A 26,597-nucleotide genomic window follows, 5' to 3' on the forward strand; every position below is an offset into this window, starting at 1 on the left:
AAAAATCGCCACCTAACAGAGTAGGTGGCGATAGAGGTTAGTTCTTTCTGCGTCTGACTCGGGTTGCTTGAGGCATTGCCTTAATCTTACGCATGATACCAGCAAGGTGGACACGATCTTTCGTCGTCAACAGCACAGTCACAGTGTATAGACGACCATCACGTTCTTCCGTTGAAAGGCCATGAATGTTTGATCCTGTTTTCGAGATCACGTTGGTAAGTTCTGCAAGAGCACCTTGGTTGTTAAGCATGTCGACTTTAAGTTCAGCAATGAACTCTTTATCGTAGTCTTCAGACCAAGCGACAGCCATATAACGGTCTGGCTCTTTCTGATAACCACGAACGTTCGGACATGTTTCTCGGTGAACAACCAAACCACGACCAGGCGATACGTGAGCAATAATGTGATCATCTGGGATAGGATGACAACAATTTGCAAACGTCAGCAATAAGCCTTCTGCGCCACGAATCGGAAGCTTCTTCTTCGAGTCCGTTGGGATTGAACTTGTTGTCGTGAGCTCTTCGGTGTCACCAAGGAGACGACGTGCGATCACAATGCTCATCAACTCACCCAATCCAATAGCAGCCAATAAATCATCGATGCTTTCTAGGCGAAGATCATTCAAGACTTCTTGGATATTTTCTGGATAAATTGAATCAATCGAGTGACGGCCAAGTGCGTGATTAAGTAGGCGACGACCTAAAGTAATCGACTCTTCACGACGCATCGTTTTCAGTACTTGTCGAATCTTAGTGCGGGCACGAGAAGTCACGACATAGTTTAGCCATGCCGCATTCGGACGCGCACCAGGGGCACTGATAATTTCCACCGTCTGACCGTTTTTCAATGCCTTACTCAATGGGTAAGGGTTACGATCAACACGAGCACCAACACAAGAGTTGCCTACATCGGTATGTACGGCATAGGCAAAGTCGACAGCCGTTGCGCCTAAAGGTAATTCAACGATACGACCTTTTGGTGTGAAGACGTAAATCTCATCTGGGAAAAGATCGGATTTTACGTTTTCAATGAATTCGAATGAGTTACCCGCGCTTTGTTGTAGCTCTAACAAGCTTTGCATCCAACGCTGAGCTTTCACTTGCGCAGTGGTACCAGACTTGTCGCCTTTGTCTTTGTAAGACCAGTGTGCCGCGACACCTTTGTCCGCCATTTGATCCATATCTTCAGTACGGATCTGAACTTCAACAGGTACGCCGTGTGGGCCAACCATGGAAGTGTGTAGCGATTGATAGCCGTTCGCCTTTGGTACCGCGATGTAATCTTTCATGCGACCAGGACGTGGCTTATACAAGCTGTGTACTTGGCCTAAAACGCGATAACAAGTATCAGCGGTATCAACAACGACTCGGAACGCATAGATATCCATGATGGTGTGAAAGCGCTGTTCTTTGGTTTTCATCTTGTTGTAGATAGAGAACAGGTTTTTCTCACGACCAACGACGCGAGCATTCAAGCCAAAATCTTGCAGACGGCCTTCTATTTCGCTGTGAATGCGTTGGATCATCTCTTTACGATTACCACGTGCGGCTTTAACCACTTCTTTCAGTACGCGGTAGCGGTTGGGATATAGCGCCTCAAAGCCCAACTCTTCGAGTTCGGTTTTGATATTGTGAATACCAAGACGATGAGCGAGGGGCGCGTAAATTTCTAACGTTTCACGAGCAATACGACGCTTTTTATCTGGTCGAAGCGCGCCAAGCGTACGCATGTTGTGCGTGCGGTCAGCCAGTTTGATCAGAATGACGCGGATATCTTGCACCATGGCCAGAACCATCTTACGAAAGTTCTCAGCCTGAGCCTCTTTCCTATCGCGGAATTTGAGTTTGTCCAGTTTAGATACACCATCAACCAATTCTGCGACAGTGTTGCCGAATTTCTCTTCGAGATCTTCTTTAGTTACATCACAGTCTTCAATGACGTCATGCAGCAAAGCAGCTTGGAGGGTTTCGATATCAAGGCGCATTTCGGCCAAGATACGAGCCACAGCGACAGGGTGGATGATGTATGGTTCACCGCTAGAGCGGGTTTGCCCTTCATGGGCATCTCTCGCTACCACATAAGATTGACGCAGAGCCTCAATCTGAGGCTCTGTTAGGTATTCTTGGGCAACGTCTTTGAGGCTATCGAATAGATACAAATTATAGGCCCGGGAGGTTGTTGAATTCTAAAGTCAGAATTAACGGTTGTGAGCGATGCTGCTTACTGCCGCTAGCTCTGCCGCTTCTTGCTCTTGCTGTTCTTGACGTTCACGAGCGTCTAGAACTTCTTTAGTAATTAAACCTTCTTCGATTTCGCGTAGAGCGATAACCGTTGGCTTATCGTTCTCTTCTGGCACTAGTGCATCTTTACCGCCAGTTTGCATTTGACGAGCGCGGCGAGCCGCAATCAGTACTAGGTCGAAACGGTTGCCAACTTTTTCAACAGCGTCTTGAACAGTTACGCGTGCCATGAGGACTCCAAATAGTTAACTAAAATTTTAGAATGACGAGAAAGTATACAACCTAACTACTTTATTTACTAGCAATTAGACAAGCCACCGTTTGTGGACTTTCTCAGGTAGTTTATTGTGTTTTTCGCACTGGGCAAAAAACGGGAAATTCTTTATGTTTTACAGCGTGACTTTTTTGAAGTTACTCTGCTAACAACGCGTCAAGCATACCTTTATATTTAGCAGCTTGCTTTTCTTCCTTCAATCTTTCAGCACGCAAGATAGCTTTAAAATCCATCAAAGCGGTATCAAAATCGTCGTTTACGATCACGTAGTCGTACTCGTTGTAATGAGAGATTTCCGACTTGGCTTCAGCCATACGCTTTGCGATCACTTCATCGCTATCTTGACCACGAGTGTTCAAGCGACGCTCTAACTCACCGTTTGATGGTGGCAGGATGAAGATGCTTTTGGCTTCTGGCATTTGTTCACGGATTTGGCGTGCGCCTTGCCAGTCGATATCTAGAAAAACGTCGATACCTTTATTTAGTGTTTCTTCAATCCATACACGAGATGTGCCGTAATAATTACCAAACACTTCTGCGTATTCTAGGAAGTCACCTTTAGCGATCAGGGCTTCAAACTCATCTTTCGCTACAAAATGGTAGTGGACACCATTTTCTTCACCAGGTCGCATGTTGCGCGTGGTGTGAGACACAGACACTTTCATTGCGTAGGTTGGGTTGCGTTCCAACATCGCTGAGATCAAGCTAGATTTACCTGCGCCGCTAGGTGCAGATACGATATAGAGAGTACCTTTGCCCATTGTACTGTTCCACTTTTGATTGGATTGATTGAGTGCCGAAGGAAAGTTCGACATTCTTATAACGATAGCACTGGCATTGAGAAATCAACCACCAAAGGGGTGGATATTGGTGATAATCCCGCCAGAAAAATGGAGGCGAAGAGTATCATGATCTCTATTTTGTTACCAGTTGATCTTTCTGTCTGTGATCGTCCCAGATGAAATAGTTACTTACGCCAGAGTGTTCCTAAACAGCGAAGAAGGAGCGTGGTACAGGACTTACCATCCGCGCACTCTGTTATTAAAACCATTTCTACAACCGTTTAGTGTGCTGATTTTAGGTTTAGAGTCCCGATTTGGCTTGCGTGAGTGACTCTGGTTAAAAATAGGGGTTAATAAAGATAAAACGGAAAAAAGGGGAAGCTTTCACTTCCCCAGGCGTGCGACTGACTCACACTTAATCTTCGAATTATCCTTGAGACTCTAGGAAATTTATCCAAGGGCTAACGGTTGACCTGAATTTTGGCGATTGAGCAGCGCCTTTCATCGCCTGCAAGGCCTTTTGTGGTTGCTTAAGCTCGAAATAGGCCATCCCGCGAATGTATTCAAGTTCTGCCTTTTGCTCTTTAGAGGCACTGGATGCCGCGCTTTCTACAAAACGAGTTGCTTCAGAATACTGCTTGTCTTGTATCATTAAGCGAGCAATCTGAATTTGCGTTTTAGCAGAAGGAGCGAGGTTATATGACTTTTTATAAGCGAGAATTGATTTATCTAGCTCTTTAGCTTGCTGCCAGAAACTGGCTAGGCGGTCATAGTTTTCCTTCGTCTTTTCAATGTTTCCAGCTGCCATTTCCTTTTCAAGAGTTTTGGCTGCTTTATATGGAATACCTTGATAAGCCAAGAAGTTTACAAAGCGTAAATATTCCTTCTCTCCTTCTAGTTTCCCCATTTTGTAAACCATTTCTAGGGTGGCTAGAGAGTTGCGCTCTTGACCTAGCTCCATGTAGACACCAGAAAGTTGCATCCAGTAACGCTTTTTCTGAGGGTACTTTGAAGTCAGAGTTTTGAGTACACTGGCAACGCTTTTCAGCTGGCCTAACTCGTAGTGAGATGCAACGAGAATTAAGTACCAAGACTCACTTGGGCTCTTGCTCATCGCGATGGCTTTTTTGGTTGGCGGGATTGCATTTCTGTAATCTTCCAACTGAACATAGGCGCTCGCTAACGTGATATAAGCATGAGCTTGAGGCTTCTCTTTGGTTGTTTCTGCAACCTTGAACCATTCCTTCATCGTTTTTACAGATAACGTATACTTTTCTTCAGCTAGGTAAAGCTGAGCCAAGCTGTAGCGAACTTGTTGAGCAACAGGAACGGGAAGTGCGTCGAGCTGTAATGCTTCGGCAAAGTATTTTGCTGCTTGCACATAATTGTCTTGTAGCGAATACAAAAAGCCAGTCTGCTGAAGTAAAACTGCTCGGTCGTATTTTTTCGAACTTGTGCTTTCTAAAGCGCTTGCTAGTTTTTCTTTCGCTGCTGAATATTTTTCAGTTGCGATCAACTCTTGCACTTTGTTAACGGTTCGAAATGTCCGATCTGATAACTGAGGAGCTTCTTTTGCCATCGTAGGAGCGGCCATTGCCACTCCTACGAAGAGAATTAAAGAAGCCACTTTGCTTTTCCATAAACTTTTCATCGTGACTCCTTAATTGGTTGAGAACTCTATTTCTTGCGATAGGCGCGAGCTAACAGGTTTCCCGTCAACCAATTTTGGTTTAAATGTCCATTTAGAGACTGTTTTTCTTGCCGCTCGACCGAGGCCTAAGCGTCGTGGTTGCTCTTTAAGAACTTTGATGTCCTCTACGGCACCACGTGCGTTGACAGTAAACTCTAATAAGACGACCCCTTTTTCTATTCCTGCTTTCGCAGCTTTCCTAGGCATTTGAGGTTGGAATGTCGCTAGAGGTGTTGGACCTCCGCTACCCGCGAGTTGCGCACCTCCACCCTGGCTATAATGTCCAAGCACCGAACCACCTGTAACATTTACGGGTAGGTCAAGCTTTGGCATATCCATTGGGGTCTGCTCCATCACCGGTTTTACTGTCGCTGTCACTTTCATTTCTGGCGGCGGCGGCGGACGCTTAGGCGGTGGTGGCTTTGGAAGTTCGCGTTTTTTCTCCTGTATTTTTTCGTCTGGTTTAATGCGAATAAACTCGACCATACGCAGGTCATCATTCGACACTAACTCGTGGCGCTCTTTGTTTACTAGCTTGTCCATCCCCCAGAACAACCCGAGGGAGACAATGAGCGCCAGTGCAATTGAGGCCAGATACCGCATAAGCTTAATCCTTATTGGTTGCGGCAATGGAGATGCTTTCTACACCTGCCATTTTGATCTGGTCCATAACCTTCACGACTACGCCAGCATTTGCTTCTGTGTCGGCTTGGATAACAACTGCGCCATCAGGGCTTTCTGCACGAAGACGTTCAATATTCGCGCGAACCGCGTCCACTTCGATGCGGCGTTTATCAACCCAAACATCACCCGCCGCACCAACTGCGACCATGATGTTACCTTTTTTCACGGTTTGCGCAGAGCTTGCCGTCGGGCGGTTTACTTCTAGACCAGCTTCTTTTACGAACGATGTTGTTACGATAAAGAAGATCAACATGATGAATACGATGTCGAGCATCGGTGTCATATCGATAGCGGTTTCATCACTGCTATCACTGCTATAGCGTCTTTTCATGACCTATACCTCTAATTCCATTTACTCAGGCAATATGCTTTAGCTTATCTTCCAGCTTTTGCGTTGTGACTTTGGCTAAATGATCAAGACGTGAACTAAAGAACAGTCCTGATAGAGAAGCCACCATCCCGGCTAACGTTGGGATTGTTGCCTTTGAGATCCCCGAGGCCATTGCTCGAGGGCTTCCTGTTCCTGTTACCGCTAAGATGTCGAATACTTGGATCATGCCAACAACGGTGCCGAGCAAACCCAGTAAGGGACAAAGCGCAATCAACACTTTCACGATTGGCAGGCCCTTTTTATTCTCAATGTCCTGACGAGAAACAATTTCTTGTCGGATCATCTTAGCGTTCCAGCTCTGGTGCTCTGATCGCCCCTGCCATGAGCCAACGGCTTTTTTCATGGCTTTTGGAGCGACGGCAGCAAAATAGAACCAACGTTCTAACAATACTGCCCAAAGCATAAAGCTGAGGATGAAGATGGCGACGAGTACATCGCCACCCATTCCCAAGAAGCGCCTAATTGATTCAAGTTCTCCAACTAACCACCACATAACGCCTCCTTAGCTTTCGGCTTTATGTAGTTTTTCCTGATAGCGAGCGATGAAGCCTGCACTCTGTTCTTCAAGAGTTTGAACCAAACGACGACCTTTACTGTGTACGATGGTGTACAGGAACAGTAGAGGAATTGCGACAACCAGACCAAGCATCGTAGTAACAAGTGCTTCAGAGATACCGCCAGCCATTAGCTTAGGATCACCTGTACCAAATAGTGTGATTGCTTGGAACGTACCGATCATACCCATAACCGTACCCAGTAGACCTAGAAGTGGTGCTACAGAAGCGAACAGTTTGATTGAGCTGATAAAGCGTTCAATGCTCGGTGCGTTACGTAGGATGATTTCGTCCAGTTTCGCTTCCAGATCTTCAAGGTTGTCACCTTTGTGTTCTTGGTAAGCTTGGATAACTTCACCCAGAGGGTTACCAGGAATCACGGTTTCTGATTTCGCTTGCTTACGCATTTTACCGCCAATCACTTGAAGGCGTAGGAAGCAAACTAGAGCAATGATAGCGCCAACTGCACCCATACCAAGGATGACGTAACCTACAATGCCACCTTGATCAATACGTTCTTGAACGGTTGGGCTTTGTACAAGTAGAGACAGAATTACACCACGGGATGGGTCAATAAACAGTGGCTCATAGCTATTTGACGCTGACTCAAAGCCTGCAACATGACGTGTAATATTGGTGCGAGGTTGTCGAGAGAGTTCTTCGAACTTACCTGTTTGAGGTACATAAGTAACGTACTTACCATCGGCAATCGCGTTAAATTCACCGACAAGAGTAACATCGCGAACCGCTTCTTTACCTTCGCCATAAACAACCGTTGCTTGGGTTGTTGCTGTCTCGCCTGAGGCAACCACTTGTTGAAGAATAGTATGCCAGAATGCTTCTAGCTCTTGTGTTGATGGCAGTTCTTTACTTTCAGCCAGTTTCGTTAGTAGAGCGTCACGCTCTGGGAACTGAACTGCGTTTTGAGAGGCTGCAAATAAGCCTTTAAACTCGCCCGCATATTGGCGGACCACACCAAACATTTCGCCCAAAGTACCAGAGCGAACACGTAAGGTTTCTGTTAGTTCAGTCAGCTGCTTATCGTTTTCATCAAATGTCGCTTTAAGTTGATCGCCCAGTGCTTGCTGTGAAGCTAGCTCTTCACGAGCCTGTTGCAATAATGCTGCTTGCTTATCGCGATTGTTCTTGAACTCAGCTTCACGGGCTTTGTTCTCTTTTGACTCAACGATGCTTTCTGATTTTACGTTTTTGAGTAGTTCAGATAGGTTTTTAGGCGTTTCTGCTTGTACGCCTGAAGCCATAAATAAGCTCGCTAGTAGACCAGCGGCTAGAGTTTTGAATCCTTTCATCTCTTATTCCTCCCCAGCATATACAGGCAATTTGATTAGCGCTGGTGGCGCTTGCTTCTTCGCGATACGAAGGCCTTGCTGTACCGCTATGCGGTAGCTTTCCGGTAATGTTTCCCATTGACGTGTTTGTTGGTTCCACATACCTGTCTCACCACCGTCTGGAGATTGGAATAAAAGCGCCGTGCGACCAATACGTAGGAAGTCGTAAGTCACGGTTTCCCCATTTCTATCTAGGCTAGCTTTGTAAGATTCAATTGAGCGAGAGAAGCCTTCTTCAATTTGGTAGGCTTCCATCACTTTACGGAATTTCTCAGAAGTCGTTACGTCGGCGCGATCCATGAGACGACGCAGTTCTTGGACACGTTTATTACGTTCTTTTTTCTGGAAAGGCAGATCGAGAGTCACAAACTCATCGAGTGCATCGATCATTTTAAGTGTTAGTGGCACTACTTCTGTTGCCGTTTGATCGATCTGAGCAATTTGGTTATTTAATGAGTCCAATTCACCTTGCTGTGATTGAACCATACGGTTAATTTGCTCGTTGTAGACTTTCATGCTGTCGATTTGACGTAGTAAGCCTTTGTATTCTGCCAACATGCCTTCAGTACTTTCGGCATAATTGTCGATTTTTTGTTGTGAAGCTTCTGAAGATTGATTTGCTTTTGCTTGTGTGGAAACGACAGCACCAGAGTTGGCCGCTATAGAGCTACTACTGATAGTAAGCAATGCTGCAGCTATGGCACTGAGACCAAATTCCTTGAATTTCATGGTTGCATCCTTGTCAGTGTTTTAGTCAGTCGAAAAGGGCGCGGAAAACCCGCGCCAAATATTTTTTAGAAGTCGTATGATGCCTCGACGTATAGCTGACGTCCGATTGGATCGTCATACCCAGTTGCATAGAATGGAGAGGTATCGCTTAGAGGATCTGCAGGCGGTACTTTGTCAAACATGTTGATAGCACCAAGAGTTACACGACCACTCTCGTTGAATTGGTAAGAAGCCGTTAGGTTCCACGTTGTCATACTAGCGATTTCTGCTTTGTAACCCGCTTTTTTAGCAGAATCACAGTCATCAAAGTAGTAACGGTTTGCGTAGCTTGAACACATACGGTCGCGGTATTTACCAAATAGGTTGATAGCGACATCTTCATATGCCCAGCCAAGATTTAACGTTGCGGTGTATTCAGGCATGAAATCTCTTTCATCCGTTACAGGTTCGCTGTCGTTTTCTTGATATTCAGCAATCAAGATCTTCGTTACAGCAACACGCGTGTTAAATGAGCCGAACTCATTAGTGTCGTATGCGTATTTGATCGCTAGGTCAATACCAGAACGCTCTTCATACGACTGGTTCACTGGACCATAGGATACCGACTTGATGGTGCCATCTGGGTTACGAACGACTTCAGTACCTGGGTATTTACCTGGATCGTTAATTACGTCTTGGTAAGTTGGTGCTGTTACGACGTCTTCCATCTTGATGTGGTACCAGTCAACAGTTACACCAAGATCATCCACAGGCTCCCACGCTAGGCCCAAGTTAATGTTTGTACTTGTTTCTTCTTTCAGCTCTGAGTTAGGGCCATTAAGCGTATCGAAGTACTGAGTATCACACTCTGGGTACTTATCTTTATCTTGTGGGCCGCTACCACCAGCATTGGTACAAAGCTCTGGGTCAAAGCCAGAACCAAAGCCTCGAGTTTGATCACCAAATAGTCGCTTCAAGTCTGGGGCTCGGAAGCCTAGACCGTAGCTACCACGTAGCAATAGGGTGTCAGTAGGACGGTATGCTAGGGCTACTTTAGGAGTGAATGCGCCACCAGTTGCCGAGTCGTCGAAGTAGTGGTCGTAACGACCAGCGACAGTCATTTCTAAATCTTCAATGATAGGAATAAGAGCTTCAACACCAAGACCAATCTGATCACGGTCACCGCCGCCTGATGTTCCACCTAGGCCAGAGAAACCACCAGCTGCTGTTGTAGCATCAATCGTCTCATTGTAGTCAGTACGGTTCCATTCACCATAAACAGCAAAGCCAGACATACCTGCAGGAAGTTCAACCAAATCACCAGCCAGTGAGCCGTTAACAGAGTAAAGCTTTGAGTAAGCTTCTTTGCTTGAAGTGCCGCTGTATTTGTCTACAACGTCTTGAGAGATAGGCCCTAGAAGATCGACATCACCATTTTGTACAGCTTGGTCGAGAGTTAGGAAGATTGCTGGGTTGCTTGTTTCAACGCTTTGCTCAGAGTAACCAGCGGATAGGTCCCAATCATACGTATCAGCAAGCAGGCCGTTCAAGCCTAAGGTTAAGCCAAAAGAATCGGCTTCAGTGTTACTTTCGCGTGGTCCAAATTCGACCATACGGCGAGTGTATTCGCCTTCGCCGCGGAAGTGAGTGGCATCAACTTCAACGCTGTAAGGGTTAGGTTCGAATTCAGATTCTGTAGACTTGTAGCCAAAACGGGCTTCTGCCATGGCAGTGACATTGTCGTTAATGTCCATTTCACCACGTAAAAGTAGGTCTACTTGTTTGTTTTCTGGTTTTAATGTTCGGTATGCAGAGCGGTTAACACCACACTTTCCATCCGCTCGTTCAATCGCGGCATCACCAACGACTTCTTTACAGGAAGAACCAGCATCAGCTGGTGTTAGAAGTGTTCCGTTGGCGCCTTCAAAGTTTGCACCGTAGCTAGAGTAGCCACTTAGCTGAGAACGGCTAGAACCGTCATCGCCAGCCCAATCATCTCGGTCAGATTGCTTTAGCATTTCGTTGCCCGCAAATTGGCCAACGAAGAGAATACGTTTGTCGTCAAAGTTTTTGCCAGCTACAACGTCTAAACGACCATTTTGGTAACCACCATCCGTCGCGTCACCCGCGCGTACTTTTACAGAAACGCCATCAAAGTCTTTCTTTAAAATGAAGTTTACGACACCACCGATTGCGTCGGAGCCGTAGATAGCAGAACCTGAGTCGGTCATTACTTCAACACGCTCAATAGCGGCGACAGGGATTTGGCCGATATCTTGGAAGTTAGATGTACCATCTTGTGCTAGCGGGTATTGAGGAAGACGACGGCCATCAATAAGAATCAATGTGCGTGACGCGCCAAGGCCACGTAAGTTGACTGACTGCGCTGCTGGTGTAAACGAGAAAGAGTCTGTTTGAGCCATTACACCACCTGTGTTTTGGGTCAAACTGTTCAATACGTCTTGCGCGCTGTTAAAGCCTTTAGACTCAATGTCTTTACTATTAATAACAGTAACTGGTGAAGGACCTTCCATATCCGTCGTGGAGATACGCGAACCAGTAACTTTCATCTTTTGAAGTTTTTCAACTTGCTGCTCTTCTGCCAGTGCTGTTGCTGGGGCTGCAACTGCTGCTGTCCCCAAAGCAAGGCTTATCGCAACAGATAAAGCGGTTGTGTTTTTATACATCCTTGTTGCTCCGATTATTATTATTTCCTATGTCTGGCCGCATAGCGGCCAAATGTGACGTTAATATTTCGTTAACGTTCGGCCAATGTATAACCGAGATGAAAAAAGGAAGTCAAACCAGTGGTAAACGGGGATGCTTAAATGTAAAAAAGATGTGAACGACTGGGCTTTGTTAAAAAGGCGGAATAAAAAACCGAATAAAGTTTATGAATCGATATTAAATTTCAATAAAACACCGTATTTTGTGTTTCTTATAAACTTTAATGACTTATCTTGCCTATGGTTTTTTAGTGGGTAATTGAATCTGGAAAAAGATATTTTTCCAGTGAATTGTTCTGAGATGAGTTTTATATCGAATCCATACTTTGTTAGCTCGAACTTATTAGGTGGTATCAAAATATGATACCCATTGCGGTTAAAGGGCTCACTCGTATTTTTAGGTCAAATATAACCTTGGATTGTGTGTCTATTTATGTGTGTAGGGTGCATTTTTATGTAGGGTTTTGGCTCTAAACAGCCTAGATTGATATTCTGTATGAATTATTTTTGTGGTTTTTTATAATTTTTTACAAAAACATTTCTGTTTTTCGACATCGAAGGAAGTTTGTCATGTTTTGGTTTCAAACACTTGAAGCTGATGTGGATTCAAGATAAATATGACGCTGAAATTATTGCCGTAGTAGAAAAGTCTAGCTCTTGAGGCGCAGGGAGTGTGCTTCAACAGTTTTAGTTACTACGAGATAAATATGCACCATTTTGGGCGGAAAATATCCTCTTTCACTCCGTTTGAACTGGACAGTAGACAAGGAGCAAGTTGTATATGCTGTCGTACTTTTTACGCCGTTTGGCGTTGGTTATCCCAACGTTTCTCGGGATAACTATTCTCATCTTTGCTATCACTCGTTTCGTGCCTGGCGGACCTGTTGAACGCATGTTGTCACAAATGCAGTCCCAGGGGGACGGCGCCGCATCAATGACGTCTGCGGGTGGTAATACGGCCCTTTCTGACGATCAAATCGCGGAGCTGAATGCGTTTTATGGCCTGGATAAACCTGTAACGGAAGCGTACGTCGAGTGGTTAAGTCGTTTGGTAATGCTAGATCTTGGCGAGTCGACGCGTTACTACGAGCCTGTCTCGGACATGATCGCAGAGCGTTTGCCAGTGTCGTTGTTTTATGGCGGCATGACCTTCTTTATTAGTTATTTTATCTCGATTCCTCTTGGTTACTATAAGGCGCTCAAGCACGGTTCTGTGTTTGATTCCGCTTCTTCAGTACTCATTTTCGTAGGCTACGCGCTACCAGGTTATGTGGTGGGTGTATTGCTGATCACGTTATTTAGTTATCACTTGGAATGGTTTCCGATGGGAGGCTTTGTCGGCGATGACTTCGACGATTACGAAACCTTCTTTGAACGCACTAAAGACATTATGTGGCATGCGGTGTTGCCTTTGATCTGTTACCTCATTGGTGATTTTGCCACGCTGACGATGACAATGAAAAATAACCTGATGGAAAACCTTTCCTCAGATTACATCCGCACCGCAATTGCGAAAGGATTACCTTTCAAAAAAGCAGTTCGTAAGCACGCGTTGCGTAACAGCTTAATTCCAATCGCAAGTCACTTTGGTAACTCTTTGTTGTTCTTCATGACCGGTGCCTTCCTGATTGAAGTTATCTTCAATATTGATGGCATTGGCTTATTGGGTTACGAATCAATCATGGAGCGTGATTACCCTGTTGTTATGGGTATTGTCGCCATTAATGCGCTGTTGCTGCTCATTGGTAACATTATTTCAGATATTTGTGTTGCTTTAGTCGACCCACGTGTGAAGTTTGGAGCGTAACATGATTAAAGTTAGTCCATTAACTCAAAAGAAAATTCGTCACTTTAAAGAGATCAAACGAGGCTATTGGTCGTTTGTTGCTCTTTCTATCATGTTGATCCTTTCTCTATTCGCCGAACTTTTGATTAACAGTAAAGCGCTAGTCGTCAAGTACGATGGTAGCTACTATTTTCCTGTTGTCAGTGACGTACGTTTAGGTAGCGAATTCGGCCAAGAGTCATCCAGCGAAGCGGATTATCGCGTACTGCAAAAAGCGTTTGAGGCCGAAGGGGGCGACAACTTTGTTATTTTGCCGCTTGTGCCATGGAACCCATATGAACAAGATTTTAGTGGTGATTTCCCGCCAACAGCACCTAGCGCCGAAAATAAGCATTATTTAGGTACAGATGTGATAGGTCGTGATATTTTGGCGCGACTTGTCTACGGATTCAGAACGGCGATGGGATTTGCGTTGCTTACGATGGCCATTTCCTACGCGATCGGTACTGCAGTCGGTTGTGCTATGGGTTTTTGGGGCGGTAAATTTGACTTGTTTGTACAGCGACTTATCGAAATCTGGTCAATGGTCCCGTTTTTGTACGTCATTATGATTCTTGTCTCAATCGTTCAACCGACGTTTGCTCTCTTTGTCGCTATTAACGTGCTTTTCACTTGGATGGGGATGACATGGTACATGCGGACCATGACCTATAAAGAAGCGGCACGAGAATACGTAATGGCGGCACGTGCTTTAGGGGCATCGACTGGACGTATCTTGTTTAATCACATCTTGCCAAATACGATGGTGATGATTGTAACCCTAGCACCTTTCACTATTGCAGCTAACATCACAGCATTGACTGCTCTCGATTACCTAGGCTTAGGCTTGATGCCACCAACACCAAGTTGGGGGGAATTACTGCAACAAGGTAAGTCAAACTTAGATTCGCCATGGATTGTTGCGTCAGTAGTGACTTCTATTGTTCTGGTTCTGGTAATGGTGACCTTTATTGGTGAAGCCATTCGAGCGGCTTTCGACCCGAAAAAATTCACACGCTATGTTTAAGCGAGCATTGTGAGCAAAACATAAAAAAGGGAAGTTTTATGAAGAAATTATTTTTAGCGTCCACGCTGAGCGCCCTGAGTTTTGGTGCAATGTCAGCAACGCTTCCGACTGACTTAAACTGGCAAACAAACTGGGATGAGCCTCAATATGGTTCGCCAGAAGCGAAACGTGGAGGGACTTATCGCACCTTTATGTCAAGTTTCCCGCAGACGTTACGTAGTGTTGGCCCAGATGCTAATGCAGGGCTACGTTCTTTTATCTTAGATGAAACACCAGGCTTGGTGGTCCGCCACCCAGAAACTTTAGAGTTCATACCTGAGCTTGCTAACGAGTGGGCGTTAGCAGGTGACAACAAAACGGTCTATTTTAAACTCAACCCTGAAGCCAAATGGTCGGACGGCAAACCTGTGACTGCCGACGATTTCGTGTTCATGCTGAAGTTTTATCGTTCCAAAGACATCTTGGAACCTTGGTACAACGATTACTACAACAAAACGATTGCGGATGTTATCAAGTACGACACTCACACGTTTGCTGTTAAGGCGGCGAAAGAGTTCAATCCGGAAGAATTGCTGTTACGAATGGGGGCTCTGCGCCCACGTCCCGCACATTTTTATGCTAACCCTTCAAAAGATGAAAATGGTGACGGTATACATGACAACTTTGTCCGCTACTACAATTTTAAAAGTGAACCAACGACCAGTGCATACTACCTAGATGACATTAAAAAAGGTAAAAGTGTTACCTTCAAGCATGTCGGTGAAGACTGGTGGGGTTACAGCAATAAGTATTATCAACATCGCTATAATGTCGACAAAATCCGCATCACAGTGATTCGCGACAGTGATATCGCGATGAAGCACTTTGAGAAAGGGAAGCTGGACGCATTTGGTCTTGTTTTACCAAGCTTATGGCATGATAAATCGAATACGGAACCTTACCAAAAGGGATACATTCAAAAGTTCTGGGGTTACAACCAATTCCCAGTTGGGGCTGGTGGTGTATGGATGAACACCGCGATGCCTTTGCTGGATGATTTAAACATTCGCAAGGGCATTACTTACGCGATTGACTTTGATGGCATGATAGAGAATGTCATGCGTGGCGACTACTCCCGTAAACCGAACCCGACCGGTTATGGTCATGGTAAATACACCCTACCAGATGCTAAGGCACCGAAGTTTGATCCCGCAAAAGCGGCCGAGGCATTCGAAGCCGCAGGCTTTAACAAAATTGGTTCTGATGGTATTCGTGTCAATGATAAAGGTGAGCGCTTAAGCTTCGAGCTGACCTACGGAACACCTGTTCATACTCCTCGTATTGCCTTTTTGCGTGAGCAAGCCAAGCTAGCAGGGCTGGATATTGAGCTCAAGTTAGTTGATGGCTCATCCATGTTCAAATACGTACGTGAGAAAAAGCACGATTTGGCTTTCTTAGATATGGGTACGTCTGAGATCCCAACGTATTGGGAGTATTTCCATTCAGTCAATGCGAACAAGCCGCAAACTAACTCTTTCACAAACTACAGCACGCCTGAACTGGATGAAAAGATCATCGAGTATCGTTTTGGCATGGATATGGATAAAAAGATCCAGCTAGGTCATGAGATTCAGCGTGACATCATTGATGCTCACGTTATCGTCCCAGGCTACATGGTTCCTTATGTCCGCTATGGTCACTGGCGCTGGTTAAAGTTTCCAGATAAGCCAATGAATCGCATGACAGAGGCGCTGTTCAGTGGTGCAATCATAGGCGATGGCACTTACTGGATTGATAGTGATATCAAAAAAGAAACGAAACAAGCGATGAAATCAGGCAAAGCTTTTGAACCTGTTGTTGTCGTAGATGACACTTATAAGCTGTAAGGATTGGTTATGGAAAACGATGTAATCCTAAGTGTTAAAGATCTCGAAGTTGAATTTACCACCGATGATGGGCCAGTGAAGGTTCTGCATGGTGTGAACTTTGATGTGAGAGCTGGACGTACACTCGGCCTGGTGGGAGAGTCAGGTAGTGGCAAGAGCGTAACTTCAATGTCGATCATGGGGCTATTACCTAAGCCATATGGCAACATCATTAAAGGTGAAGTGAATTATCGCGGCACCAACCTAGTTGATTTGCCTGCGGAAGAGATGTACGCCATGCGTGGCGATCGTATTTCGATCATCTTCCAAGACCCGATGACGGCGCTCAACCCAGTGCACACCATTGGTCGTCAAATATGTGAAGTGCTTGAGCTCCATCGACCTGAGCTCGACAAAAAGGAGCGGGAGGCGTACTCGATTGAGATGCTGGCAAAAGTAAAAATTCCAATGCCAGAGAAGCGATTGAATGAGTATCCCCATAACCTATCTGGTGGTATGCGCCAGCGTGTCATGATCGCGATGGCATTGGCCTGTAAGCCGGATATTCTGATTTGTGATGAACCGACTACAGCGTTGGATGTTACGGTTCAGGCGTCTATCCTTGAACTGATGAATGAGCTTCAGGAAGAAACAGGCATGGCAATGATCTTCATCACTCACGACCTCGGAGTTGTGGCAGAAGTGTGTGATGATGTTGCCGTGATGTATGGTGGGCGTATTGTCGAAAAAGCAGAAATTTTTGAGTTGTTTGATAACCCGCAGCACCCCTACACAGAGCGTTTAATGGGATTGATGCCGAGCTTAGATAATGAGCCGAAGCAGATGATCGATATCAAGCCTATTGATGCCAGTATGTTTGCCAGTTAACTGGGCAAAGTGAACCAGTCATAAAAGAGGATGTTATGGCAAAAGAAGTATTAAGAGTTGAAAATCTTAAGCAGCACTTTGTTTCTGGTAAAGGGCTGTTCAAGAAAGGCTACACCATCAAAGCGGTAGACGGGGTTTCACTGTCTGTTTCTGAAGGTGAAACACTGGGGCTAGTTGGTGAGTCAGGTTGTGGTAAAAGCACCCTTGGTCGCACGATCTTAAAGTTATACGAGCCAACAGAAGGTAAGATTTTCTTTGAAGGTAAAGACATCACTAAACTGTCTGTTAAAGAGATGCGCTCGCTGCGTAAAGACATGCAAATCGTCTTTCAAGACCCAATGGAGTCACTCAATCAGCGTCATACCATCGGTATGATTCTGGAAGAACCGTTTGTTATTCATAAAATTGGCACGCCAACAGAGCGTAAACAGTGGGTAAAAGAGCTTTTAATCAAAGTGGGATTACCAGAAACGGCAGTAAACCGTTATCCACATGAATTTTCAGGCGGACAACGGCAGCGTATCGGTATCGCTCGCGCGATTGCATTGAAGCCTAAACTGCTGATTTGTGATGAATCGGTATCTGCGTTAGATGTATCGGTACAGGCGCAAATCTTGAACCTATTGCTACAACTGCAACAAGAAATGAACTTGGCGATCATATTTATCTCTCACGATCTCTCTGTGGTGAAACATGTCTCTGACAAAGTTGCCGTGATGTATTTTGGTAAAGTGGTAGAAGCAGGCAGCGCTAAAGAAATTTATGCAAACCCGCAAAACGAATACACCAAAAAACTCCTATCTGCGATTCCGATCACTCACCCTAAATATCGGAAGAAAAAGCGCGTAGCTGAAAAAAAGCAGCAAGTGGCGTAAGTGATGCCACAGGTCCTATAACACAAAAGCGCTCCGACAAATAAGCGGAGCGTTTTTATAAGCAAATGCCAGGACTTGGAGTCGATTCGCACTGATGTTTATTCTGATTGATTGAAGATCGTTGCATGCTAAACTCAAGGCCTATTTTCTTTGTTTGGATAATGGACCATGCCGTCGAATTTACCGAAATCCTTTAGTCGACCTTTCCTGAAAATCTTCCATATTTTGGAGGCGGTGTTATTAGTCTCTATTACCTTGGCGACGTTGTACGCCATGATGCAAGAGTTTGTGCACGTATTTGTAGAGAAGCGTGTCTTACTCACAGATATTCTTTTGATGTTTATCTATCTGGAAGTGCTCGCCATGGTGCAGCAGTTCGTGATGAACGGTAAAATTCCGGTACGCTATCCTATCTACATCGCGATGATGGCGATCGCCCGCTATATCACTCTCGGAATGAAAGAGCTGGATGCAGTTTTGGTTGTGTGGTTATCTCTGGCTGCGTTTATTTTGGCTGCGGCTACTTTGCTGATCAGAATTGGACATCATTATTGGCCCTACGTTGATAACAGTACCTTGGAAAAAGACGAATAAAAGAAAGCCCCGTATTAGCGGGGCTTTTTTGTTTCAATACTCGATGACTTTTAGATCATTCAATGTTTTGGATCTGCTCACGCATCTGTTCAATTAGAACTTTCAGTTCAACGCCCGATGCGGTGATGTCGGTGCTGATGGATTTTGACGCTAGCGTGTTCGATTCACGGTTGAACTCTTGCATCATGAAGTCCAGACGACGACCGACTGCGCCACCTTTTTTCAGAATGTTTGTGGTTTCTTTTACGTGAGAATCAAGACGGTCTAGCTCTTCTGCTACGTCTGATTTCTGTGCCAGAAGGATTAGCTCTTGCTCAACGCGAGATGGGTCTAGCTCTACTTTCGCATCTTCAAATTTAGAGAACAGACGCTCACGTTGCCACTCTAGTATTTCTGGCATGCGTGCGCGCACTTTCACAACTTCTGATGTGATCGCTTCTAGGCGTTGCTCAATCAGCGCCTTCATGTTCTCGCCTTCACGAGCGCGCGCTTCAATAAATTCATCCATTGCGCCATCAAACGCTTCTAGTAGCACTTTATTTACCGCATCCATGTCTTGCTCTGGCGTTTCCATTACCCCCGGCCATTGCATGACTTGAAATGGATTGATTCGGCTCAGTTCACCAGTCATGTGCATGACTTGTTCAGCGGCTTTAATTACCTGGCTAGCAAGCGCTTCATTGATGCTAAGCTCACCTTTTGCGGCAGGGTTTGCTTCAAAACGCAGATTACATTCTACTTTGCCTCGCGCTAAGCGCTTACGAAAGCGCTCACGTAAAACGGGCTCTAATCCGCGAAATTGTTCTGGCATGCGGAAGTATGTTTCTAAATAACGCTGGTTCACGCTGCGGATTTCCCATACCGCAGAACCCCAATCGCCTTTTACTTCTTTGCGTGCATACGCTGTCATACTGTAAATCATCGAATTTTCCTGTCTTCATTTTTTGAAAATTACTTCAAGAGTGTATCACGCTGCGTCGATAGGTGCGCGGCATGTATGGATTGTTTATGTTGTGCCAGATGCGTAACCTATGAATCCGGAATCGATTCCGTTATAATCTTCGCCCAACCAAATCGTCTTCTCCTCATATTTAAGGTAGATGCCCATGCGTCCAAACGATCGCAAGGCGGATCAAGTTCGCCCTATCAAAATTACTCGTAACTACACAGCTTACGCTGAAGGGTCAGTGTTAGTTGAGTTCGGTAACACCAAAGTGTTGTGTAATGCGACCGTCGAAGAATCTGTGCCACGTTGGCTAAAAGGTCAAGGTAAAGGCTGGGTTACAGCTGAATACGGCATGCTACCTCGAGCAACACATTCTCGTACTCGTCGTGAAGCGGCAAGTGGAAAGCAAGGCGGCCGTACGATGGAAATTCAGCGTCTTATCGCGCGAAGCCTACGTGCAGTTGTCGATCTAAAAGCCATGGGTGAGTTCATGATCACCGTTGACTGTGACGTTATCCAAGCTGACGGTGGTACGCGTACTGCATCCATCAGCGGCGCAAGTGTTGCAATGGCCGATGCATTCCAACACCTAGTAGATAGCGGCAAGCTAAAAGCGAATCCAATGAAAGGCCACGTAGCGGCAGTTTCTGTCGGCTTGCTAGGCGATGAAGTATTGTGTGATCTTGAATACGTTGAAGATTCAGCGGCAGACACAGACATGAACGTCGTAATGACCGAAGAAGGCAAGATGATTGAAATTCAGGGCACCGCAGAAGGTGAACCGTTCAGTCACGAACAGCTGATGGCATTGCTCGAGTCGGCGAAAGTCGGCATTACGGAAATTGTCGCAGCGCAGAAGGCGGCGTTAGCCAATTGATTTAGATAGCTCCCATTATGGGGGCTATTTTTTTATCTCGACAATAGAGAAATGAATGATTGTCGAGAAGAGACACAAGAAACCAAGGACATAGAGAGAAAATAATGAAAGCATACCAGCGTGAATTTATTGAGTTTGCACTTGAGAAAGAAGTTCTTAAGTTTGGTGAGTTTACTTTGAAATCTGGCCGTAAAAGCCCGTACTTCTTTAACGCTGGTCTTTTCAATACTGGTCGTGACCTAGCGCGTCTTGGTCGTTTTTACGCAGCCGCACTCGCTGATTCAGGCATTGAGTTTGATGTGCTGTTTGGCCCGGCGTACAAAGGTATCCCAATCGCGACGACAACAGCAGTCGCGCTGGCGGATCATCATGACGTCGACACGCCTTACTGCTTCAACCGTAAAGAAGCGAAAGATCACGGCGAAGGCGGTAACCTTGTAGGCTCTGCGCTTAAAGGCCGTATCATGCTAGTAGATGACGTAATCACAGCAGGTACTGCGATTCGTGAATCGATGGAAATCATTCAAGCAAATGGCGCAGACCTTGCTGGTGTGTTGGTTGCGATTGACCGCCAAGAAAAAGGCAAAGGTGAGTTGTCTGCGATCCAAGAAGTGGAGCGTGACTTTGGTTGTGCAATCATCTCAATCGTTAGCCTGACTGACCTTGTGACTTTCCTTGAAGAGAAAGGCACAGACAAAGAGCATCTAGAAGCAGTCAAAGCATACCGCGCAGAATACGGCATTTAATTGGTTACTTTTTCTGAAAAAGTAAAAAGGGCAGATGGATATTCATCTGCCCTTTTTTGTTTTTGGATTTATCGCCGTGACCACTTACTTATAGCGAATGCCTTTCTCGACATGCTCATCTTGCATGGTTTTATAGCGTTTATGGAGCCACATCCATTGCTCTGGAGCGCGTAGAATGACTTCTTCCACATACTTGTTCATATAAGCGGCAGCGGCGACTTCGTCTTTTTGTGGATAATCGGCTTCAATGCACTTATCGGCGATGATGTCGTATTTTCCTTCGTCATTGCGAAACCCTGAGCCTGGGATGATCGCACATTTTGAGGTATACGCCAGAATGCTCGTGCCTGTTGTCGTACACGCATCGTCTACGGCAAAGAAGGGTACAAATACTGATTTTTTGCGACCGTAATCGTGATCCGGTAAATAGAACAGACGCTCACCGCTGCGTAAAACACGAATCATCTTTTTTACATCTTTACGATCAATCAGTTTATTGCCGTTATGTGTCCGTCCCCAATACTGGATAAAGTTATAAGCAGGATTATTATGCGGACGAAACGCGCCGTACCCGGCCACGCCTAACACGGCGAAAGCACGCGCAGTGATCTCTAGATTAAGAGCATGGACACAACAAAGTAGGACGCCTTTACCTTCTTTGGCTTTTTCACGCAGTGCGCCGAGATCTTTCTCGACGATCAGGTTTTTAAAGCGCCAAGTCGGCCAGAACCAAGTGATTCCGGTTTCTATCAGTGCCATACCGGTATTTTTGAAGTTCTCTTCAACAATATGTTGAATCTCTTCAGGTGTTTTGTCTGGAAAGGCCAATTCTAAGTTACGCTGAGCAACGTGGACACGCTTTTTACCGTAGCGCATGCCAAGTTTACCGAGTGAACGACCTAATGAAAGCAGCAGCCGATAAGGAAGAATATTGACGAGGATGGCCAACAGGCCAAAACCAAGCCATACGCCCCAGTTACGAGGGTGAAGAAGTGAAAGAGAAAACTCGGGCTGCGTGTATTTGTCTTTACTCATAGTCTTTTACTTTATTTGTGCACTCAAAAGCGCCCAGTACTCGTCAAAGTTTGCAGTCGGCTGGTATTTAAAGTCGCTACGCACAAAGCGGTTTAGGCTCCCCTCAACTTGTCCCAGAATTTGCGCGGCTAGGGTGCGCTCTTCGACAGGGAAAGACTTCCCTTCACGAATCTTACGTTCACGCAGGATTTGGCGCAATTGTGTTTCTATGCGCTCAAAGAGTTGATTGATGCGTTCACGTAGACGTTCATTTTCAAACATTAGAGCATGACCCGACAAAATGCGTGTCAGACCTGGGTTACGTTCAGAGAACGCCAAAATAAGGTGCATCACCATACGAATACGCTCTAGTGTATCTTTTTCGTCGTCTAGAATACGGTTGATACGTGTCATCAAGGCTTCTTCAATGAACTCAATCAACCCTTCGAACATGCGCGCTTTACTTGGGAAATGACGATACAGCGCGGCTTCTGAAACGCCGACTTGCTTGGCCAGTTTTGCCGTAGTAATGCGTGAAGCGCCATCTGTTGATTCAAGCATTTCTGCCAATGCTTGTAAGATTTCTTCACGACGGTTGGATTTTTTACTGCCGGCCATTAGTTACTTCCTTTCAAAATACAAAGTTGAGCGGAGGGGATTATAAGACGCTATTTCGCCTCAAACTAGACCACTAAGGGTGGAATGGGAGATTTAACACCCTTAGTTGTCATTTTTGTACCAAATTTATGCCAGCTTTTGTAAAAAATTGGCAGGGTTTTCAAACGTTAGTTACATCAATTGATGCATTTTTTCGAGAATTTTAAAGCTCAATGCTTCTTTTGATTCTAAAGCGAGCGCAAGTTCACCTTCAGGCCAGTAAAGGGTAATTGCGTTGTCGTTGCTGTTAAATCCTTGCCCTGCAACCGAAACGTCGTTTGCACAGATCATATCGAGGTTTTTCTTTGTTAACTTGCCTCGAGCATAGGTCTCTACATCATTGGTTTCAGCCGCAAAACCGACGGTAAACGGACGCTTCTCCGTCATTGCTGCCACAGATGCAACAATATCAGGATTTTTAACCATATTAATGACCATTTCTTCGTTGTCTTCTGTCTTTTTCAACTTTTGAGACGCGATCGTTTGTGGGCGGTAGTCGGCAACGGCAGCGCAGCTAATAAAGGCATCATGCTGGTTTGCATGTGTCATAACGGCTTCGTGCATCTCTTGTGCACTGGAAACATTTATGCGCTCAACACCTACGGGCGTATTTAAACTGACAGGACCGCTCACGAGGGTGACTTTTGCTCCCATCTGCGCTGCGGCGCTCGCCAATGCATAGCCCATTTTCCCGGAGCTATGGTTTGTAATGTAACGCACTGGATCAATCGCTTCGCGAGTTGGTCCGGCGGTAATGAGTATCGACTTACCTTCTAGCAATTTTGGTTGAAAGAACTGTTCACATAGATGTACTAGCTGCATTGGTTCCAGCATTCGACCTGGTCCTACATCACCACAGGCTTGCTCTCCTGCCGCAGGGCCCCAGATGTGCATACCACGACGCGCTAACGTAGCGATGTTCTCTTGGGTTGCGATATTGCGATACATCTGTTGATTCATCGCAGGAGAAACAGCAACAGGGGAATCCGTCGCGAGCACGAGCGTAGTAAGTAAATCGTTCCCCATGCCTGCGGACATGCGCGCGATTAAGTCCGCGGTCGCGGGCGCTAATAGCACTAAATCTGCCCATTTGGCCAATTCAATATGGCCCATAGAGGCTTCCGCTGCTGGGTCTAGTAAACTGTCCGAGACAGGACGGCCCGAAACGGCTTGCATGGTTAAAGGGGTAATGAACTCTTTTGCGGCTTTCGTCATTACAACTTGAACTTGCGCTCCTCTCTCTATGAGGCGACGGGTTAGCTCCGCACATTTATACGCGGCAATACCGCCACTGATGCCGAGTAGAATTTTCTTTCCTGCTAGTGTTTGCATGTGAGATCTCCAATTTGATGACCGGATTTTAACACAATTCAAAGTCTGACCGCCCGAGCATATATAACGAGAAGATAATTCACATCAAACTCCAGAGTATTAATCTGACCGAGGAAGGGAAAATTCTCGCCTACCTCACAGACAAGTTGCGCGGAGTTTGCAAGTCTGAAAAGAAAAAGAGGTAGTGGAAACCATGGTGTTGAAAAGTCGAAACAAATTGCTGCTGATAACCCTAATTCCGCTGTTGTTGATCACTACGTTGATCTCAGTGGTGTATTACATCAACAGCAGTAAAAGTTTGGAAGCGGAGCTAGCAAGAGACAGGCAAGAGCTCATCGAAACGAAAAAGAAAGAGTTACAAGCCTACATGATGATGGGCGTGACGGCTATAAAACCGTTATACGACGCGGATGTAAATGGAAGTAATAAAGAGGCAGCAAAAGAAATTCTGAAAGCCATGCGCTTTGAAAGCGATGGTTACTTTTTTGCCTACGACTCTCAAGGTGTGAATACGTTGCACGCCATCAAACCTGCATTAGAGGGTAAAAACCTTTACGACTTAAAAGATGAAAATGGGGTCGCAGTTATTGCGGGCTTGATTGACGCTTCTCAAAAAGGGGATGGGTTCCTCTATTTCTCGTGGCACAAACCGACCATTGACGCACAAGCGCCTAAGTTGGGCTATGCAGAATATCTATCGAAATGGGACTGGGTTTTAGGTACTGGCGTTTATATTGATGACATCGACCAGCAAGTTGCGATGCACAGAGAGTTAAAGACTCAAGAGCTAAAAGAGCATACGTTATCTGCCGTGTTGATTTCCGTTATTGGATTGATCATTACCAGTGTTCTCACCAGTATCGTGGTGTCTAAAGGCATTCAGCCATTACAACATGTCGCGGCTTCATTAAAAGATGTTGCCGCAGGCGGCGGTGACTTAACGGCTCGTTTAAAAGTCGAAAGTCAGGATGAAGTCGGTGAAGTGGCGGCCGCGTTTAATGAGTTTATGGATAAGCTGCACCCACTGATGCAGGACATTCATCGCTCTGCGACGACAGTACAGACCGTTTCTCAAAGCCTGAACACTCAGACCAGCCAAGCGAGCGGTCAAATGCAGGATCACTGTTTAGAGACGGACAAAGTCGTGACGGCAGTGACGCAAATGAGCATGACTGCCAAAGAAGTAGCCAGCAATACTAATGCGACCGCGCAGGCAATTGACGATGCCAACAGTCAAGTCACCGCCGCTCAGCATGAGGTCGAGCAAGCAATAGAAGGCATTACCGAACTCGTGACGGAGATAGACAGCACGTCAGATGCAATTTCTGAGTTGAGTTTACAGACCGAAAAAATAACCAAAGTGCTGGATGTGATTGGCGAGATAGCCGAGCAAACGAATTTGTTGGCCCTAAATGCGGCGATTGAAGCGGCTAGAGCCGGTGAGCAAGGTCGAGGGTTTGCCGTCGTTGCGGATGAAGTGCGCTCGTTAGCCAGTCGTACGCAAAATAGTACTCATGAAATTGGCGACATGCTCAAGCAGCTACAAAATGGTGTATCAAGAGCGGTCAGTACGATGTCGGTGAGCCAAAAACGAGGTGTCAAAACGGCGGAAGAATCTGCGCTCATTCAGCAATCTCTTTCTGGTGTTCATCATTCTATCGGAACAATTCGAGATATGGGTATTCAAACCGCGTCTGCCGCAGAAGAACAAAGCGCGGTTGCAGAAGACATCAACCAAAACTTAGTGGCTATTCAACAGATCGTGAACAACATTAATGAGACGTTGCAGCATGCCGAGTCAATCAGCACGCAGCTATCAAAGTCTGGAACGGAAATTCACGGCTTGGTTGGCAACTTTAAACTCTGATGAACTGTTAAGTTGCATGGAAAGCACTGATGGTACGAAGAAAGCGAAAGTCATACTCGACTTTCGCTTTTTGTTTTGTGGAATAGGGACACTTTCCATATAAAGAGACATCAGATGATACTGAAAGCTTTGCCAAATGAGTCCATGCCCAGAGAGAAGCTACTGCAACGAGGGCCGCAAGCTTTGACCGATGCCGAACTGCTGGCCATCTTCTTGCGCACAGGCACCCGCGGAATGAACGTGATTGAGCTTGCAGACTTCCTTATTCAAGACTTTGGTTCGCTCAGACAACTATTTTCAGCATCAGAAGAAGAGTTTTGTCGTCACAAAGGATTAGGGCAAGCCAAGTATGTTCAGTTGCAAGCGGTACTAGAAATGACACAACGTTACTTGGCGGAGACGCTAAAGCGTGGTGATGCCTTAACCAGCCCCGACCAAACTAAGTTATATCTGTCTTCTATTTTAAGGGATCGGCAAAGAGAGGCTTTTTATATTCTTTTTCTCGATAACCAGCACCGAGTGATAAAAGATGAAATTTTATTTGAAGGAACGTTGGATGCAGCGTCGGTGTATCCGAGAGAAGTTGTTAAGCGTGCTCTGCATCATAACGCGGCGGCTTTGATTTTGGCGCAAAAATTACCTGATAAACTAAATTCTCATAATTAACTTTTAAAGTTGAGAATACTGTATATGCTGTTCGTATGCAC

General features: G+C 45.6%; 23 protein-coding genes and 1 pseudogene. 10 read left to right on the forward strand and 14 right to left on the reverse strand.

Annotation, left to right across the window (positions count from 1 at the left end; translation table 11 throughout):
- Positions 1 to 37 precede the first annotated feature (37 nt).
- The 10 genes from spoT to R7070_RS20945 form a co-directional block, all read right to left on the reverse strand.
- Positions 38 to 2,158: a bifunctional GTP diphosphokinase/guanosine-3',5'-bis pyrophosphate 3'-pyrophosphohydrolase gene (spoT, locus tag R7070_RS20900; protein ID WP_005379340.1), complete on the reverse strand. Its 2,121-nt coding sequence runs from the start codon at positions 2,156 to 2,158 to the stop codon at positions 38 to 40.
- Positions 2,159 to 2,197: 39 nt separating this feature from the next.
- Positions 2,198 to 2,470 carry a DNA-directed RNA polymerase subunit omega gene (rpoZ, locus tag R7070_RS20905; protein WP_005379346.1) on the reverse strand — a complete coding sequence of 91 codons (273 nt, stop codon included), beginning with the start codon at positions 2,468 to 2,470 and terminating at the stop codon, positions 2,198 to 2,200.
- Between the two features lie 181 nt (positions 2,471 to 2,651).
- The gene (gmk, locus tag R7070_RS20910) at positions 2,652 to 3,275 is read right to left on the reverse strand and encodes a guanylate kinase (protein ID WP_005379347.1); all 624 of its coding nucleotides are present in this window, start codon (positions 3,273 to 3,275) and stop codon (positions 2,652 to 2,654) included.
- A gap of 448 nt (positions 3,276 to 3,723) precedes the next feature.
- Positions 3,724 to 4,947, reverse strand: a complete 1,224-nt coding sequence (locus tag R7070_RS20915) for a tetratricopeptide repeat protein (protein ID WP_054579406.1) — start codon at positions 4,945 to 4,947, stop codon at positions 3,724 to 3,726.
- A gap of 9 nt (positions 4,948 to 4,956) precedes the next feature.
- Positions 4,957 to 5,589, reverse strand: a complete 633-nt coding sequence (locus R7070_RS20920) for an energy transducer TonB (protein WP_005379353.1) — start codon at positions 5,587 to 5,589, stop codon at positions 4,957 to 4,959.
- A gap of 4 nt (positions 5,590 to 5,593) precedes the next feature.
- Positions 5,594 to 6,001, reverse strand: coding sequence for an ExbD/TolR family protein (locus R7070_RS20925; protein ID WP_005379359.1), 408 nt, complete (start codon positions 5,999 to 6,001; stop codon positions 5,594 to 5,596).
- A gap of 25 nt (positions 6,002 to 6,026) precedes the next feature.
- Positions 6,027 to 6,554 carry a MotA/TolQ/ExbB proton channel family protein gene (locus tag R7070_RS20930; protein ID WP_005379363.1) on the reverse strand — a complete coding sequence of 176 codons (528 nt, stop codon included), beginning with the start codon at positions 6,552 to 6,554 and terminating at the stop codon, positions 6,027 to 6,029.
- Positions 6,555 to 6,563: 9 nt separating this feature from the next.
- Positions 6,564 to 7,925 carry a MotA/TolQ/ExbB proton channel family protein gene (locus R7070_RS20935; RefSeq protein WP_017634999.1) on the reverse strand — a complete coding sequence of 454 codons (1,362 nt, stop codon included), beginning with the start codon at positions 7,923 to 7,925 and terminating at the stop codon, positions 6,564 to 6,566.
- A 3-nt stretch (positions 7,926 to 7,928) separates the two neighbouring features.
- Positions 7,929 to 8,693 (reverse strand): DUF3450 domain-containing protein, encoded by a 765-nt coding sequence (locus tag R7070_RS20940; protein ID WP_005379365.1) that lies wholly within the window; start codon positions 8,691 to 8,693, stop codon positions 7,929 to 7,931.
- 65 nt (positions 8,694 to 8,758) lie between these two features.
- Entirely contained in the window at positions 8,759 to 11,359 is a 2,601-nt protein-coding gene (locus tag R7070_RS20945; protein WP_104975749.1) for a TonB-dependent receptor plug domain-containing protein, read from the reverse strand.
- 820 nt (positions 11,360 to 12,179) lie between these two features.
- Between R7070_RS20945 and R7070_RS20950 the strand changes: the two genes are divergently transcribed.
- The 6 genes from R7070_RS20950 (at position 12,180) to R7070_RS20975 (ending at position 18,451) form a co-directional block, all read left to right on the forward strand.
- On the forward strand, positions 12,180 to 13,205 hold the full coding sequence (locus tag R7070_RS20950; RefSeq protein ID WP_005379368.1) for an ABC transporter permease subunit: 1,026 nt from the start codon (positions 12,180 to 12,182) through the stop codon (positions 13,203 to 13,205).
- Between the two features lies 1 nt (position 13,206).
- Complete coding sequence (locus R7070_RS20955) at positions 13,207 to 14,250, forward strand: ABC transporter permease (RefSeq protein WP_005379369.1); 1,044 nt, start codon at positions 13,207 to 13,209, stop codon at positions 14,248 to 14,250.
- Positions 14,251 to 14,288: 38 nt separating this feature from the next.
- Complete coding sequence (locus R7070_RS20960) at positions 14,289 to 16,115, forward strand: extracellular solute-binding protein (RefSeq protein WP_213896268.1); 1,827 nt, start codon at positions 14,289 to 14,291, stop codon at positions 16,113 to 16,115.
- A gap of 9 nt (positions 16,116 to 16,124) precedes the next feature.
- A complete protein-coding gene (locus tag R7070_RS20965) occupies positions 16,125 to 16,982 on the forward strand; it encodes an ABC transporter ATP-binding protein (RefSeq protein ID WP_005379371.1) in 858 nt (285 codons plus the stop codon).
- Between the two features lie 35 nt (positions 16,983 to 17,017).
- On the forward strand, positions 17,018 to 17,857 hold the full coding sequence (locus tag R7070_RS20970) for an ABC transporter ATP-binding protein (RefSeq protein WP_104975751.1): 840 nt from the start codon (positions 17,018 to 17,020) through the stop codon (positions 17,855 to 17,857).
- Positions 17,858 to 18,025: 168 nt separating this feature from the next.
- Entirely contained in the window at positions 18,026 to 18,451 is a 426-nt protein-coding gene (locus R7070_RS20975; protein WP_025768316.1) for a phosphate-starvation-inducible protein PsiE, read from the forward strand.
- A 55-nt stretch (positions 18,452 to 18,506) separates the two neighbouring features.
- Here the strand turns inward: R7070_RS20975 and R7070_RS20980 are convergent, their stop codons facing one another.
- The gene (locus R7070_RS20980; protein WP_005384776.1) at positions 18,507 to 19,373 is read right to left on the reverse strand and encodes a YicC/YloC family endoribonuclease; all 867 of its coding nucleotides are present in this window, start codon (positions 19,371 to 19,373) and stop codon (positions 18,507 to 18,509) included.
- A 184-nt stretch (positions 19,374 to 19,557) separates the two neighbouring features.
- Between R7070_RS20980 and rph the strand changes: the two genes are divergently transcribed.
- On the forward strand, positions 19,558 to 20,274 hold the full coding sequence (gene rph / locus R7070_RS20985; RefSeq protein WP_031780917.1) for a ribonuclease PH: 717 nt from the start codon (positions 19,558 to 19,560) through the stop codon (positions 20,272 to 20,274).
- A gap of 104 nt (positions 20,275 to 20,378) precedes the next feature.
- Positions 20,379 to 21,020 (forward strand): orotate phosphoribosyltransferase, encoded by a 642-nt coding sequence (gene pyrE, locus R7070_RS20990; RefSeq protein WP_033905947.1) that lies wholly within the window; start codon positions 20,379 to 20,381, stop codon positions 21,018 to 21,020.
- An 84-nt stretch (positions 21,021 to 21,104) separates the two neighbouring features.
- Here the strand turns inward: pyrE and R7070_RS20995 are convergent, their stop codons facing one another.
- The 3 genes from R7070_RS20995 to coaBC form a co-directional block, all read right to left on the reverse strand.
- Positions 21,105 to 22,055 carry a Kdo(2)-lipid IV(A) acyltransferase gene (locus tag R7070_RS20995; protein ID WP_033905948.1) on the reverse strand — a complete coding sequence of 317 codons (951 nt, stop codon included), beginning with the start codon at positions 22,053 to 22,055 and terminating at the stop codon, positions 21,105 to 21,107.
- Between the two features lie 6 nt (positions 22,056 to 22,061).
- Positions 22,062 to 22,652, reverse strand: a complete 591-nt coding sequence (gene slmA / locus R7070_RS21000; RefSeq protein WP_213891699.1) for a nucleoid occlusion factor SlmA — start codon at positions 22,650 to 22,652, stop codon at positions 22,062 to 22,064.
- Positions 22,653 to 22,823: 171 nt separating this feature from the next.
- On the reverse strand, positions 22,824 to 24,023 hold the full coding sequence (gene coaBC, locus R7070_RS21005) for a bifunctional phosphopantothenoylcysteine decarboxylase/phosphopantothenate--cysteine ligase CoaBC (RefSeq protein WP_005379387.1): 1,200 nt from the start codon (positions 24,021 to 24,023) through the stop codon (positions 22,824 to 22,826).
- 193 nt (positions 24,024 to 24,216) lie between these two features.
- Here coaBC and R7070_RS21010 point away from each other — a divergent pair, with 193 nt between their 5' ends.
- A complete protein-coding gene (locus R7070_RS21010) occupies positions 24,217 to 25,890 on the forward strand; it encodes a methyl-accepting chemotaxis protein (protein ID WP_256900487.1) in 1,674 nt (557 codons plus the stop codon).
- 114 nt (positions 25,891 to 26,004) lie between these two features.
- Positions 26,005 to 26,532 (forward strand): annotated as a pseudogene (gene radC, locus R7070_RS21015) (RadC family protein); the annotation flags it as partial.
- Positions 26,533 to 26,597: the final 65 nt, after the last annotated feature.

This window comes from Vibrio sp. 1557 (assembly GCF_033340175.1).
Taxonomy (GTDB): Bacteria; Pseudomonadota; Gammaproteobacteria; order Enterobacterales; family Vibrionaceae; genus Vibrio; species Vibrio alginolyticus.